This is a genomic window from Flavobacterium sp. W22_SRS_FK3 (genome assembly GCF_052113665.1).
Lineage (GTDB): Bacteria > Bacteroidota > Bacteroidia > Flavobacteriales > Flavobacteriaceae > Flavobacterium.
In genome coordinates, this window is sequence record NZ_JBGQOF010000039.1 from 1 (window position 1) to 14047 (window position 14047).

The window sequence follows — 14047 nt, forward strand, 5'->3', positions numbered from 1 at the left end:
AATGGCGCAACAAACGGAGCTGCCTCTGTTTCTCCTTCGGGTGGGACTCCAGGGTATACATATTTATGGTCTCCTTCGGGCGGAACTGCTGCAACAGCTACAGGACTTGCTGCAGGAACCTACACCGTAACAGTTACTGATGCAAATGGATGTACGGCAACACGTAGTTTTACAATTACGCAGCCTAGTGTTATTAGTACTGGAACAGCAAGTCAAACCAACGTGTCTTGTAATGGCGCAACAAACGGAGCTGCCTCTGTTTCTCCTTCGGGTGGGACTCCAGGGTATACATATTTATGGTCTCCTTCAGGCGGAACTGCTGCAACAGCCACAGGACTTGCTGCAGGAACCTACACCGTAACAGTTACTGATGCAAATGGATGTACGGCAACACGTGCTTTTACCATTACACAACCTACTGCTATTACTGCCACAACTTCCCAAACAAATGTATCCTGTAATGGTGGTGCTAATGGTACAGCTACTGTGAACCCATCTGGCGGAGCTAGTGCTTACACATACTCTTGGGCTCCTTCAGGTGGAACTGCTGCAACAGCTACAGGACTTTCAGCCGGAACTTATACTGTAACTATTACTGATGCAAATGGATGTACTGCAACACGTAGTTTTACAATTACTGAACCAGCTTCTATAATTTCTACAGCTACACTTGCCGGAGGAACAATAACAGCTGATCAGACTGGAGCTACATATCAATGGATTCAATGCCCGGCTACAGTATTAATTGGTAAAAACGGACAATCATTTACGCCAACAGTTAATGGTTCTTATGCCGTTGTGGTAACTGTCGGATCCTGTAGTTCTACATCATCATGTATTTTGGTAAATACTTTAGCAACTCCTGATATCGAAGAAAAAGCTAAATTTTTAATGTATCCAAATCCAAGTAAAGGTACTGTAAACATACAATCCGATCATGATACTGATATAAGCATTACAAATCAATTAGGGCAAACTATTAAAACAGTAAAAGTTACTTCTGATGTAATTAATACAGTTAATATCGAAAGTTTTGCTGACGGTCTCTACTTTATTATAGAAAAGAAAGACAGTAAACTAATTACACACAAATTAATTTTGAAAAAATAATTCAAAAAAGGTTTGAATAAATTCTTTAAAACTCAGAAAGGGAAAAATCTAATGATTTTTCCCTTTCTATTTATTGTAACTGTATTTAAAATTTGACACTTACTTAAAACGGCACATCACTATCATCGTCGTCATCATTCAGATTACTTCCGAAAGCATCATTGGCTGAAGGAAGATTTTTAGTAATAAACGGGTTGTCATCATGATTCATTTTTGATGGCAAATCATCATAACTCCCTGAGAAATCATCAAGGTTATCAAATTTACCAAGGTGTCCCAAAAATTTCAATCTAACATTTTCGATTCCACCATTACGGTGTTTGGCAATCATAATTTCTGCCTGACCTGCTGTTGGTGAAGCCTCATCATCATCCCATTCATCAATTTTGTAATATTCCGGTCGGTATAAGAACGAAACAATATCAGCATCTTGTTCAATAGCTCCAGATTCACGAAGATCCGATAGCAACGGTCGCTTACTCGATCCACGGGTTTCAACGGCACGCGATAACTGCGAAAGTGCAATTACAGGGACGTTTAGCTCTTTTGCCAAGGCTTTTAAGTTTCGGGAGATAGTCGAGATTTCCTGCTCACGATTTCCACCTCCTTTAGCATTTCCTCCAGCCGTCATTAATTGTAAATAATCAACAATAACGATTTTGATACCGTGCTGTGAAACCAAACGACGGCATTTTGCTCTTAAATCAAAAATAGAAAGTGATGGTGTATCATCAATAAATAGAGGAGCTTTTTCTAAGTTCTTTACTTTTGTGCTCAACATTTCCCATTCATGAGGCTCTAATTTACCGGTACGTAATTTTTCAGATGACAATCCTGTTTCTGATGAAATCAACCTAGTAATTAGCTGAACAGAAGCCATTTCCAAAGAAAACAATGCTACCGGATGCCCGAAATCAATAGCAATATTTCTGGCCATTGAAAGTACAAAGGCAGTTTTTCCCATAGCTGGTCTCGCTGCAATAATTATTAAATCACTTGGTTGCCATCCGGAGGTAAGCTTATCTAAATTAGTAAAACCCGTTTCAACACCGCTCAAACCTTCTTGTTTTGCAATTTCTTCAATACGTTTTTTAGCCTGAAGCACTAAACTCTGTGCTGTTTCAGAACTACGTTTTATATTTCCTTGCGTTACTTCATAAAGTTTTGATTCAGCCTGATCCAATAAATCAAATACATCAGTCGTTTCATCATAAGAAGCTTCAATAATTTCAGAAGAAATCCTGATCAGGCTTCTTTGAATAAATTTCTGAAGAATGATACGAGAGTGAAACTCGATATGAGCAGAAGATGCAATTTTTTGCGTTAACTGAATTAAATAAAAATCGCCACCTGCCAAATCTAATTTTCCGTTTTTTTTCAGTTGAGCGGAAACCGTCAATAAATCAATTGGCTGTGTGTCGGTAAAAAGCTGGACGATTGCTTCAAAAATAAATTTGTGTGCATCTTTATAAAATGCATCCGGCTGTAAAATATCAATTACATCATCAACCCCTTTTTTATCAATCATCATTGCTCCCAGAACAGCTTCCTCTAAATCAAGTACTTGTGGAGGCAATTTTCCTTTTTCTAAATTAATAATTGTGGTTTTATCTACCTTTACAGGATTTACATTTTTGAAATTTTCCATATAGCGAAAGTAACAAAATTTAAAAAAAAATTGCTATCGAGTTATAACTAATAATTGTTTATAAATAAGTTTTTTTGTTCATAACCAAAAAAAAATCCGAAACGGTAAGGCTTCGGATTTTGAATCATTTTTTATGAATTTACTCTTTATACTCGCCCATACTACTGTATTTGTCCATTCTTTGGGCAATTAAGTCGGCTGTTGATAAATCTTTCAATTCATTATATCCTTTGGTAATATATTCTGCTACTGTTTTAAAAGTAGTTTCTCTGTCATAATGTGCTCCACCAAGTGGTTCCGGAATAACATCATCTACTAATTTTTGTCTTTTCATGTCAGATGAAGTCAACTTCAAAGCATCAGCTGCACGTTCTTTATATTCCCAGCTTTTCCATAAAATAGAAGAACATGATTCAGGTGAAATTACAGAATACCAAGTATTTTCTAACATATAAACTTTATCTCCAACACCTATTCCTAAAGCTCCACCAGAAGCACCTTCACCAACAATGATTGTAATAATTGGCACTTTCAAACGAACCATTTCAAAAATATTTCTGGCAATCGCTTCCCCTTGTCCTCTTTCCTCTGCTTCCAATCCTGGATATGCACCAGGAGTATCTACTAAAGTCAAAACCGGAATTCCGAATTTCTCTGCCATTTTCATTAAACGTAAAGCTTTACGGTAGCCTTCAGGATTAGCCATACCAAAATTACGGTACTGGCGTGTTTTTGTATTAAAACCTTTCTGTTGACCAACGATCATAAACGACTGTCCGTTTACTTTTCCCAATCCACCTACCATTGCTTTATCATCCTTAAAACCTCTGTCACCATGAAGCTCTAAAAAAGTATCACCACAAATAGCTCTTATATAATCTAAAGTGTATGGTCTGTTTGGATGCCTTGACAATTGTACACGTTGCCAGGCCGTGAGGTTTTTGTATATATCTTTTTTAGTTTGTTCTAATTTTTTATTGATTTCTTTACATGTTGGTGTTACATCAACATCAGATTCTTTTCCAATTATAACGCACTTTTCTAACTGTTCTTCAAGTTCTTTGATTGGAAGCTCAAAATCTAAATATTCCATGGATTTTTGAATTTTGTTTTTAAATCGAACCGCAAATATAAAAATATTATATCATTGGCGAAGTGAATTGTTATTTAAAGTATTAAAATGTAATTTAAAAATAAGGTAAATATTACACTTTTTGTTTGTTTTGATAATGCTTAAAAACGCCATTTAAAATAACTGTAATTACAATTATCAAGGCACCAATATAAAATTCTGTACTCATTTTTTCTTTTCCTCCCAAAATAAAATACGCCAGCATAATTCCGTAAACAGGCTCCAAATTAGTTGTTAACATTACGGTATAAGGCGATAATTTCTGCATTACTTTTACTGAAGCCGTAAAAGCATATGCTGTACAAACCGAAGCTAAAATGAGTAATAACATCCAATTGCTGAATGACATGGAAAAAAAATCAGCAGTAAATTTTCCTTGTACCAAAAAGTAAATGGATATAAAGAAAACACCCGCACCGAATTCATAAAATGTAATAACAGAGGGCTCGTGATCAGAAATCAATTTTCCGTTCATAAGCGTAAACAAAACACCTAAAATAATAGAAGCGAGAGCATAATACATTCCGTGTAGGTATTTGACCTCAACCTGCATAATTAATGCTAAACCAGCAATTATAATTAACCCGAAAAAAACTTCATAGACTAATATTTTTCTTCCATAAAAGAGTGGTTCTAACAACGATGCAAAAAAAGCACCAAGAGAAAATATGGACAATGTTATTGATACATTAGAGACATGAATCGCTTTAAAAAAGAAAATCCAATGTAGTGCAATCAATAATCCGACAAAAATTAATTTGGCAAAAGATTTCGCCGATATTACAAAAGACTGTTTTTTGTATACTATAAAAGCAGCCAGAAAAGCCCCGGCAAGAAACATTCTGAACCACACTAAATTCTCTGCATCAATAGATATTAAGGCGCCAAGAATAGCTGTAAACCCCCAGATAAAAACAATGAAATGAAGATTTAAATAACTTTTTAAATTATCGTTTTGCATTACGTAAAAGGTAGACTGCCAGAATTCCGAAAACAATATTCGGAAACCAAACAGCTAATAAAGGTGAGAAAGTAGATTTTTCGGCAAGAGTACCAAATATTTTATCAAAAAAAACAAACGAAAATGCAATTGCAATTCCGATTGCAAGATTAGATCCCATACCACCACGGCGTTTCATAGCTGAAACTGCTACGGCAATAATCGTAAGGATGAATGCAGAAACCGGTACACTGTATTTTTTATAAAGCACTACTAAATATGTATTAATATTTCCGGAACCTCTTTTTCTTTCCTTTTCAATAAAATCATACAGTTTTCCAAGTGAAAGTGTTTCAGCAATATAAACTACCGGCGTTAAATCTGAAAGTTCAAACTTAAAATGAACTTTTTTTTCAGGTGCCTTTTCAATTTTATCACTAAGTTCACCGAGAGTTCTTTTTGTATAATCATACAAAATATAGGTTTTCAATTTTGGATCCCATTTAATGCGACTGGCCGTGATTTTATAAGTTAGTTTGTCTTTTTCAAAATGTTCTAACGAAAAATTAAAAGCGGTCTTAGATTCTTCATTAAAACTATTAACAAAAATAAAATCGTTGTCATTAAGCTGTCGATAAACATTTGTGTTCTCCCCTCTCATCAGCTGTTTCCCATTTCCTTTTAAATAAGTATACCTAAAATTATTGAACCCTTCACTCGCAGCAGGAACAATAAAAAACCCCATTAAAAGAACAAAAACCGAAACTACAGAAGCACCAATAATATAAGGTCTTAAAAAACGTGTAAATGAAATTCCAGAACTTAAGATTGCAATAATTTCTGTATTATTTGCAAGTTTAGAAGTAAACCAAATCACCGATAAAAATAAAAATATCGGAAACAATGAATTCGCAAAATAAACGGTAAAGTTGTAATAATAAATGGCTATTTGTGTAAAAGGAATTTTATTTTCCAACATTTTATTCACCTTTTCAGAAACATCAATTACAATTCCAATTGGAATAAATAAAAGAATCATCACCGAAAAAGTGGCCAAATATCTTTTTAAAATATACTTATCTATTATCGTTAACATAGCAAAGTTTAATCGATTATTTGTTTAGTCGTTTAATCGAATAAACGATTAAACAAATTAAACATATTTTTACAGTCTTTGACTCATATTTTTAACCATCATTTCTTTCCATGGTCTAAAATCTCCTGCTATGATATGTTTTCTGGCTTCACGAACCAACCACATATAAAAACCAAGATTATGAATCGTAGCAATTTGTTTTCCTAAATATTCATTTGCAGCAAATAAGTGACGTAAATACGCCTTTGTATATTCCGTATCTACAAAAGTATGTCCCATTTCATCGATTGGAGAAAAATCAGCTTCCCACTTTTTATTTTTGATATTGATGGTGCCGTTTGATGTAAACAACATACCGTTTCTCGCATTACGTGTTGGCATTACACAGTCGAACATATCAATTCCTAACGCAATATTTTCCAAAATATTAATCGGAGTTCCTACTCCCATCAAATATCTTGGTTTGTCTTCCGGCAAAATTTCACAAACCACTTCCGTCATGGCATACATTTCTTCTGCAGGCTCTCCTACTGATAATCCGCCAATAGCATTTCCCTGCTGACCAGAATTTGCAATATATTCTGCTGATTGACGACGCAAGTCTTTATACGTACTTCCCTGAACAATCGGAAAAAATGTTTGCTCATATCCATATTTATAGGGCACTTTATCTAAATGGTTAATGCAACGATCCAACCAACGGTGTGTCATGTGCATCGAACGCTGAGCATATCTGTAATCGCAAGGATAAGGCGTACACTCATCGAAAGCCATGATAATATCAGCACCAATAGTACGCTGAATTTCCATTACATTTTCTGGTGTAAAAAAGTGATACGAACCATCAATATGCGATTTGAACTTCACTCCTTCTTCCTTAATTTTTCGATTATTCGAAAGAGAATATACCTGATAACCTCCAGAATCAGTCAAAATATTACGATCCCAGTTCATGAATTTATGTAATCCGCCTGCTTTTTCAAGAATTTCTGTTTGTGGACGTAAATATAAATGGTAGGTATTTCCAAGAATAATATCAGGATTAATATCTTCTTTTAATTCGCGCTGATGCACCCCTTTCACAGAAGCTACCGTACCGACAGGCATAAAAATTGGCGTTTCAATTACACCATGATCCGTAGTAATACTCCCCGCCCTCGCTTTCGATTGCGGATCTTTTTGCAATAAATCAAACTTCATCTGTTTCTTTTTTCAGTCGGCAAAGATAAGCTAATTTCAGGGAAATTAATTAGATAATTTGTCAATTAGATAATGATTCTTATTAACCTTAAGTTGGACTTTGGAATTTCAGAAAAGTTGGAATTTTAAATTCTCAGGGCGTTCCCTCAGGTCGGGCTATACGCTATATCTTTTGTTACAGAAAACTCTGTTTTCATCGAGAACATTTCTCTTGTCACAAAAGGATGCCGCTTTTATCCCTAACGCAAACACCAGACATTCAGGAAACCCAGTATTATGAGGACAATCAAATGTAAAAACTACAACAATCACATTACTAAAGTGTAACATACCATCAGTATTAATTTCTTAATTTTAGATCTACATAAAAACAAAAATTAATATCAATTTTAAATTATAGAAATCATGATAAATTCAGAAGAAAGAAATCCTGCCAATTTAGATCAAATTAAGAATACCCAAATTGAAAAAAATCTGGAAAACTTAGAATATCCGGCAACCGAAGACATTTACAATCAGGAAGACAAACTGGAAAATATCGATCCGGAAGGAATTTCTGGCGAAAGAACTATTAGCAATATGGAAAATCACGAATGGAAGCAGAACAGTGATAAACTCGGAAATGATTTGGACGTTCCCGGTGCCGAATTAGATGACCAACAAGAAGAAATTGGTTCAGAAGACGAAGAAAACAACTTCTATAGCGAAGCCGACACCAAATAGAATTTTAAATTTTCATTATTATTCACGGAAAGCCCTGTTATTAGGGCTTTTTTCATTTTACACTTTAAATAACAACTACAGCTTCATTTCTGATTCTGAAATCCTTAAACATTAGTGTATTTTTTTTTTCTCAATAAAAAAAGAATTAAAATCTAACAATTCCGGTAAACTAAAGCAAAAAATCATTTGTCAGCCCGCAAAATAACAATTACTTTTGCTACAGTTTAACTTTTACATATAAAATGAAGCCTAACACACAACAATTAAGCGATTTAACGATCCAAGTAAGAAGAGATATCCTTCGAATGGTACATGCTGTCAACTCAGGCCACCCTGGTGGATCTTTAGGTTGTACTGAATTTTTGGTAACATTATACCAAAATATTATGGACCGCAAAGAAGGTTTTGATATGGACGGAATTGGAGAAGATATCTTTTTCCTTTCAAATGGCCATATTTCTCCAGTCTTTTATAGCGTTTTAGCACGTAGTGGTTATTTCCCCATTTCAGAATTAGCAACTTTCAGATTATTGAACTCTCGTTTACAAGGGCATCCAACAACTCATGAAGGATTACCTGGAGTTCGTATTGCTTCTGGTTCATTAGGACAAGGTTTATCTGTAGCGCTTGGAGCTGCTCAGGCAAAAAAATTAAATGGAGACAGTCATCTAATCTATACTTTACATGGTGACGGTGAATTGCAGGAAGGTCAAAACTGGGAAGCGATCATGTATGCCTCTGCTAAAAAAGTAGACAACCTTATTGCTACAATTGATCTTAACGGTAAACAAATTGACGGAACAACAGACGAAGTCTTACCTATGGGAAGCATTCGTGCTAAGTTTGAGGCTTTTGACTGGGATGTTATCGATATAACTGAAGGAAACAGCATTGATGCTATATTAAAAGGAATGGCTGAAGCTAAAGCTAAAACCGGAAAAGGAAAACCAGTTTGTGTTTTATTGCACACTGAAATGGGTAACGGAGTTGATTTTATGATGCACACGCACGCATGGCATGGAAAAGCACCAAACAACGATCAGTTGGCTAATGCTTTGGCTCAAAACTATTCTGCAGATCAAATCGATTATTAAAAAAAGCTTTAAGCTTTAAGCGGTAAGCTTCATGCCTATTGCCTACAGCCTATTGCATACAGCAATAAAACAAAAATGAAAAAATATACAAATACAGGAAGTAAAGACACCCGCTCAGGTTTTGGTGCGGGAATGACTGAATTAGGTCAAAAAAACGAAAAAGTTGTAGCATTATGTGCTGATTTAATTGGATCATTGAAATTTGATGAATTCAAAAAAAATCATCCTGAGCGTTTTTTCCAAATCGGGATTGCAGAAGCTAACATGATCGGAATCGCTGCAGGTTTAACAATTGGAGGGAAAATTCCGTTTACAGGAACTTTCGCTAACTTTTCTACAGGAAGAGTTTATGACCAAATTCGTCAGTCTGTTGCTTACTCTGATAAAAATGTAAAAATCTGTGCTTCTCATGCTGGTTTAACTTTAGGAGAAGACGGAGCAACACACCAAATCCTTGAAGATATTGGTTTAATGAAAATGTTACCGGGAATGACTGTAATCAATACTTGCGATTACAATCAGACCAAAGCTGCAACATTAGCTTTAGCTGAACACCATGGCCCTGCTTATTTACGTTTCGGTCGTCCGGTTGTACCTAATTTCACTCCTGCTGACGAACCATTTGTAATTGGAAAAGCAATTTTACTGAACGAAGGAACAGATGTAACAATTGTTGCAACAGGACACTTAGTTTGGGAAGCGTTAATTGCAGCTGAAACATTAGAAGCAAAAGGAATTTCTGCTGAAGTAATCAATATTCACACGATAAAACCACTTGATGATGAAGCAATTTTGAAATCAGTAGCAAAGACCAGATGTGTAGTTACAGCAGAAGAGCATAACTTCCTTGGAGGTTTAGGAGAAAGCGTTTCAAGAGTACTAGCTTTAAACAATCCTTCTCCTCAGGAATTTGTAGCTGTACAAGATAGTTTTGGTGAGTCTGGGACTCCGGAGCAATTAATGGAGAAATACAAATTAAACAATCAGGCGATTGTTGAAGCTGCAGAAAGAGTGATTAAAAGAAAATAATTTTTAGATTTTCATATCTATAAAAAAACCTCGAAATTCACATTTCGAGGTTTTTTAAATAAAATTTGTTTTTTAAAATGTCTGATTCCAAATATATCCATTTGCTCCAAGTGTACTTATTGTTCCATTTAAAACAAAGTCTGTTTCCAGACACGGAATACCTGAACCATTTCTTGACGCCAATAAAATTGTTTGTGAACCAATAACAGAGACACCTACACCACTTTGAACTGCTAATACCCAAGTACACTCTGAAGATAAATTAAAATTTAGCACTCTAGATGCAGCATTATCACTTTTCCATGTACATCTCCAAAATGAACATGACCTGTAATCCTCTATACTTTTTAAAAATACTTTACTACTCTGCGCACCGCCTACACCTATTGTTTCTATAAATAAAATGAGACCATATCTTTTACCACTAGATTCGCTAGAATAGGACCTAGTTTCACCATTAATTACAGGAATTACCGTTCTGCTTGTTTGTGTTTTTTCAGATTTGTTTCCATTATATATTGTCCCATATACTTCTAACTCATCCTTAATTAACCTAAGCTCTTCTACTTTTTTATCATAGTCTTCGGCATTTAATTTATAGAATTTTTCTTCATACAACCAAATCACTTTATCTCCGATTTTTAGCATCGAATCTGAGTTAAGAATAGCTTTTATACCATCTGAATAAATAATTTTTGATGTATTAAAAAGATCATCTTGATCAACATTACTTTCATCAAATGAATTTAGCAGTGAAAGATGACCCTTTTTAGAAATCCAATTCTGAATATCTTTTGAATTTTTCATTTCTGACAATTCAGAATATTCTTTAATAAAAGATTCATCATCTTTGAAAGATAACATTCTCCCATCTAATACCGAAGAAGACAAATTTGACGCGGGAGAACTATTGGACTCAACCTGATCTTCATTACTACATGAAATAGTAATTAACAAAACAAACAATCCGATTATTTTTTTCATTTTTATAAGTTTAATATTATAAAAACAAATATATAATATTTTTCCTTACATTATAAAACAAATAAACAAAAAAAATAAACTTTTACTTACATATAAAAAATAAAAACCTCGAGAAGTGAATTTCGAGGTTTTTTATTTTTCAAATCTTAATCTTTTTATTTTTTTGCTGTTATCGTAGTAACTTTAGTCGTATTATGATCTTTATCAAGATGAATCTTTTTTCTGCCTGGCGTAGTATAATCATATTCGTTCCTTATTACACCATTTTCTGTTATAGTTTTCAAAAACGAAGGAATCCCTCTTGGCTCACTATTCCATGCTTCATTTATATTAGGTGTTGTCGGATCATCTTCTACAGCAAAAGCCTCAAATGGAAAATATTCACTTGGACCAAAAGCCCCCCCAACCTCGCCAGTAGGCTTTCTAATTTCTAAAAGAGTCGTGTATCCATCTCCATCATCATCAATATCAATAAAATCTGCAACACCATCTCCATCTGTATCATCAATTAATTCAGCAGGTGGATTTGAATATAATGTTTTATCACGAAAATCATAAACATATCCATCACCATTAATATCTTCATCAATATCAAAAATACCATCTCGATCATGATCAACTCTTTGTACATCAAACAATTTAAAACTAAAAACTATAGGAGTATAAGCCTTAATCGCACCTGACCCTCCCGCATAATACGCTAATCCGGAAGGCAAAAACATCATTCCGGCTCCAAAATTACTATAAGTTATTGTTCCATCCGCATTTGCAGGATTTGCTTTTCCTGCTTTAAATTTAGGAAAAATCTCCTTCCAGCCATCCACAAAAACACCGTTAGCCCCTGTACCATCTAAACTGAAAAACCTTGCTAAATTTTCAGATGTATCAAAAACAGTCCCATCCAACAGATTCCCCACATATGATGCAGTGATATCATCATAATTGCATGGCGCATCTCCAACACCCTCATTTAAAACCAAATAATACACTTTATAAGTAATGTTATCATTATAAACATTTCTCGACTGTAAAGGATAAACAGTCTGATCCCAAATAGAAGATTGAGTCCCTCCTGCAGGAATCTTACTAATTTTTATATCAAAATCCGCAGTAACTTCTTCAATATAATTAGTTTTTAAATATTTTATAATTGAATCATTATCTTTTAAGTATTGCTCTTGATAATCTCTCAGAGGAACAGTTTCCACTTTATCATCATCATCATTTTTATTACAAGAAACTAAAGCAGAGAGCGCTATCAGTAAAATAAAAAAATATTTAAATTTATTCATTATTGTTAATTTTTTAGGTGCGCAAGATACAATATTGATTTATTTTTGTAAAGAATTTAACTCCGATTTTAGAAAAATTATGCGAATAGATAAATACCTCTGGTGTGTACGATATTACAAGACACGAAATATGGTTACTGAAGCCTGCAAAAAGAACCATATTACCGTAAATGGTCAGGTAGCCAAGCCATCTAAAGAAGTTTTTCCTACAGACAGAATCACATTTAGAAAAGATCAGATTACACAAATTATAACTGTACTGGATATCCCCGAAAGTCGTGTCGGAGCAAAACTTGTCGACATATATCGTAAAAACGAGACACCGCCGGAAGCTTATGCACATTTAGAATTATTAAAACTATCCAAAGAACATTACCGTAAAAGCGGAACAGGACGACCAACTAAAAAAGACCGAAGGGATATTGACGAGTATGGTAATGAAATTTTTGATGATGAAGAGGAAAATTAAATTCCGATTTTTAAATCTCAAATTCCAAAATTACAACTATAGAATTATCTTCCTTACATTGGAATTTGGAATTTTAATATTGGAATTTTTAAATTTGTACATTAGCAAAAAAATAAATCATGAGCCAGAACATCATCTTAACCAATCAGGAAATTGAACATAAAATAAAACGTATCGCCTATCAGATTTACGAAACTTTTGTTGATGAAGATGAAGTTGTGATAGCCGGAATTGCGACCAACGGATGTATTTTTGCAGAAAAAATTGCTTTAGCCTTAAGCAACATATCTATTCTTAAAATTTCTTTATGTGAAGTTATCATAGACAAACAAAATCCTCAGTTACCAATACAAACTTCTTTGGCTATATCTGAATACGAAAACAAAGGCTTGGTGCTGGTTGATGACGTCTTAAATTCAGGAACTACTTTAATATACGCTGTTCGCCATTTTCTCGACGTTCCATTGAAAAAATTTAAAACCGCAGTGCTTGTTGACCGAAATCACAAAAAATATCCTGTAAAAGCCGATTTCAAAGGAATTTCTCTCTCCACATCTTTATTAGAACACGTAAAAGTTGTTTTTGATGAAAACGGGGGCAATTACGCTTCTTTAAGCTAATATCTCCAGAATATCCTGAACTGTTTCTTCAACAGTTTTATTATCGACAGAAATTTTATGCTGCGCATGGTTGTAATAAAAGCTTCTGTCGAACAAATGTTTCGCGATAAACTCTCTCATTTCCTCCTCATCCATATTCGCAATTAGCGGACGCTTGCTTTTGTTATGCAGCAATCTATTATACAAGGTCTCTATTGAAGCCTTTAAATAAACAGAAGTGACATCATCTCTTATTAATAATTCATGATTATTGGCATAACAGGGTGTTCCGCCACCCAAACCAATTATATTATTTTCTGAAGACTGAAGTAATTCAACTAGCATTTCGTGTTCTAATTTTCGAAAATATATTTCTCCATGCTGTTCAAAAATTTCATTTATTGATAAATTTACTCTTTTTTCGATGCATTTGTCTAAATCCAGAAATGGAATATTAGTAGCTTTTGATAAATTTTGGGCAATTGTAGACTTTCCGCAGCCCATATAACCTAATAATATAATTTTTTTCATTTTAATAAAACCTTATAAACTAAGGCGTTGTGAAATTTGGTTAAAAAAAGACAAATTTATAATAAAATTGCTTGCAAATAATAAAATAAACTCCTTATATTTGCACCCGCGTTCAAGAAACATAATGACTCGATAGCTCAGTTGGTAGAGCACATCACTTTTAATGATGGGGTCCTGGGTTCGAGCCCCAGTCGGGTCAC

The 14047-nt window shown here is 34.2% G+C and carries 14 protein-coding genes and 1 tRNA gene; 7 read left to right on the top strand and 8 right to left on the bottom strand.

Annotated features, from left to right (window positions below):
• Positions 1-1110 (top strand): T9SS type A sorting domain-containing protein (locus ACEN2I_RS19475; RefSeq protein ID WP_441767754.1); only part of this gene is annotated, 1110 nt, incomplete at its 5' end.
• A gap of 103 nt (positions 1111-1213) precedes the next feature.
• Here ACEN2I_RS19475 and dnaB read toward each other — a convergent pair.
• The 5 genes from dnaB to tgt form a co-directional block, all read right to left on the bottom strand.
• Positions 1214-2758 carry a replicative DNA helicase gene (gene dnaB, locus ACEN2I_RS19480; protein ID WP_441767755.1) on the bottom strand — a complete coding sequence of 515 codons (1545 nt, stop codon included), beginning with the start codon at positions 2756-2758 and terminating at the stop codon, positions 1214-1216.
• A 139-nt stretch (positions 2759-2897) separates the two neighbouring features.
• Positions 2898-3851: an acetyl-CoA carboxylase carboxyltransferase subunit alpha gene (locus ACEN2I_RS19485; RefSeq protein ID WP_441767756.1), complete on the bottom strand. Its 954-nt coding sequence runs from the start codon at positions 3849-3851 to the stop codon at positions 2898-2900.
• 112 nt (positions 3852-3963) lie between these two features.
• The gene (locus tag ACEN2I_RS19490) at positions 3964-4851 is read right to left on the bottom strand and encodes a DMT family transporter (RefSeq protein WP_441767757.1); all 888 of its coding nucleotides are present in this window, start codon (positions 4849-4851) and stop codon (positions 3964-3966) included.
• Positions 4838-5926, bottom strand: a complete 1089-nt coding sequence (locus ACEN2I_RS19495) for an LptF/LptG family permease (protein WP_441767758.1) — start codon at positions 5924-5926, stop codon at positions 4838-4840. Before ACEN2I_RS19495 ends, ACEN2I_RS19490 begins: the two co-directional genes overlap by 14 nt.
• A gap of 69 nt (positions 5927-5995) precedes the next feature.
• Complete coding sequence (tgt, locus tag ACEN2I_RS19500; protein ID WP_441767759.1) at positions 5996-7126, bottom strand: tRNA guanosine(34) transglycosylase Tgt; 1131 nt, start codon at positions 7124-7126, stop codon at positions 5996-5998.
• A gap of 405 nt (positions 7127-7531) precedes the next feature.
• On the opposite strand from tgt, the gene ACEN2I_RS19505 reads away from it, so the two are divergent.
• The 3 genes from ACEN2I_RS19505 (at position 7532) to ACEN2I_RS19515 (ending at position 9972) form a co-directional block, all read left to right on the top strand.
• Entirely contained in the window at positions 7532-7849 is a 318-nt protein-coding gene (locus ACEN2I_RS19505) for a hypothetical protein (protein ID WP_441767760.1), read from the top strand.
• 242 nt (positions 7850-8091) lie between these two features.
• On the top strand, positions 8092-8943 hold the full coding sequence (locus ACEN2I_RS19510) for a transketolase (protein WP_441767761.1): 852 nt from the start codon (positions 8092-8094) through the stop codon (positions 8941-8943).
• Positions 8944-9018: 75 nt separating this feature from the next.
• On the top strand, positions 9019-9972 hold the full coding sequence (locus ACEN2I_RS19515) for a transketolase family protein (protein ID WP_441767762.1): 954 nt from the start codon (positions 9019-9021) through the stop codon (positions 9970-9972).
• Positions 9973-10044: 72 nt separating this feature from the next.
• Here ACEN2I_RS19515 and ACEN2I_RS19520 read toward each other — a convergent pair whose 3' ends face one another.
• Together ACEN2I_RS19520 and ACEN2I_RS19525 are read right to left on the bottom strand one after the other, a co-directional pair.
• A complete protein-coding gene (locus ACEN2I_RS19520; RefSeq protein WP_441767763.1) occupies positions 10045-10956 on the bottom strand; it encodes a hypothetical protein in 912 nt (303 codons plus the stop codon).
• Between the two features lie 155 nt (positions 10957-11111).
• Positions 11112-12248, bottom strand: coding sequence for an FKBP-type peptidyl-prolyl cis-trans isomerase (locus ACEN2I_RS19525; RefSeq protein ID WP_441767764.1), 1137 nt, complete (start codon positions 12246-12248; stop codon positions 11112-11114).
• A gap of 79 nt (positions 12249-12327) precedes the next feature.
• On the opposite strand from ACEN2I_RS19525, the gene ACEN2I_RS19530 reads away from it, so the two are divergent.
• Together ACEN2I_RS19530 and ACEN2I_RS19535 are read left to right on the top strand one after the other, a co-directional pair.
• Positions 12328-12717: an RNA-binding S4 domain-containing protein gene (locus tag ACEN2I_RS19530; protein WP_441767765.1), complete on the top strand. Its 390-nt coding sequence runs from the start codon at positions 12328-12330 to the stop codon at positions 12715-12717.
• Positions 12718-12836: 119 nt separating this feature from the next.
• A complete protein-coding gene (locus ACEN2I_RS19535; RefSeq protein ID WP_441767766.1) occupies positions 12837-13337 on the top strand; it encodes a phosphoribosyltransferase domain-containing protein in 501 nt (166 codons plus the stop codon).
• Here ACEN2I_RS19535 and ACEN2I_RS19540 read toward each other — a convergent pair.
• Complete coding sequence (locus ACEN2I_RS19540; protein WP_441767767.1) at positions 13329-13847, bottom strand: shikimate kinase; 519 nt, start codon at positions 13845-13847, stop codon at positions 13329-13331. The two genes, ACEN2I_RS19535 and ACEN2I_RS19540, sit on opposite strands and share 9 nt — an antisense overlap.
• Positions 13848-13973: 126 nt before the next feature.
• Here ACEN2I_RS19540 and ACEN2I_RS19545 point away from each other — a divergent pair.
• A tRNA-Lys gene (locus ACEN2I_RS19545) sits at positions 13974-14046 on the top strand.
• Position 14047: the final 1 nt, after the last annotated feature.

What these genes read in the sequence shown, in the direction of transcription:
- ACEN2I_RS19535 (WP_441767766.1), top strand. Translation starts at nt 12,837, where the DNA reads ATGAGCCAGAACATCATCTTAACCAATCAGGAAATTGAACATAAAATA.
- ACEN2I_RS19520 (WP_441767763.1), bottom strand. Translation starts at nt 10,956, where the DNA reads ATGAAAAAAATAATCGGATTGTTTGTTTTGTTAATTACTATTTCATGT.
- ACEN2I_RS19525 (WP_441767764.1), bottom strand. Translation starts at nt 12,248, where the DNA reads ATGAATAAATTTAAATATTTTTTTATTTTACTGATAGCGCTCTCTGCT.
- ACEN2I_RS19510 (WP_441767761.1), top strand. Translation starts at nt 8,092, where the DNA reads ATGAAGCCTAACACACAACAATTAAGCGATTTAACGATCCAAGTAAGA.
- ACEN2I_RS19490 (WP_441767757.1), bottom strand. Translation starts at nt 4,851, where the DNA reads ATGCAAAACGATAATTTAAAAAGTTATTTAAATCTTCATTTCATTGTT.
- ACEN2I_RS19485 (WP_441767756.1), bottom strand. Translation starts at nt 3,851, where the DNA reads ATGGAATATTTAGATTTTGAGCTTCCAATCAAAGAACTTGAAGAACAG.
- ACEN2I_RS19505 (WP_441767760.1), top strand. Translation starts at nt 7,532, where the DNA reads ATGATAAATTCAGAAGAAAGAAATCCTGCCAATTTAGATCAAATTAAG.
- ACEN2I_RS19495 (WP_441767758.1), bottom strand. Translation starts at nt 5,926, where the DNA reads ATGTTAACGATAATAGATAAGTATATTTTAAAAAGATATTTGGCCACT.
- ACEN2I_RS19530 (WP_441767765.1), top strand. Translation starts at nt 12,328, where the DNA reads ATGCGAATAGATAAATACCTCTGGTGTGTACGATATTACAAGACACGA.
- ACEN2I_RS19515 (WP_441767762.1), top strand. Translation starts at nt 9,019, where the DNA reads ATGAAAAAATATACAAATACAGGAAGTAAAGACACCCGCTCAGGTTTT.
- tgt (WP_441767759.1), bottom strand. Translation starts at nt 7,126, where the DNA reads ATGAAGTTTGATTTATTGCAAAAAGATCCGCAATCGAAAGCGAGGGCG.
- ACEN2I_RS19540 (WP_441767767.1), bottom strand. Translation starts at nt 13,847, where the DNA reads ATGAAAAAAATTATATTATTAGGTTATATGGGCTGCGGAAAGTCTACA.
- dnaB (WP_441767755.1), bottom strand. Translation starts at nt 2,758, where the DNA reads ATGGAAAATTTCAAAAATGTAAATCCTGTAAAGGTAGATAAAACCACA.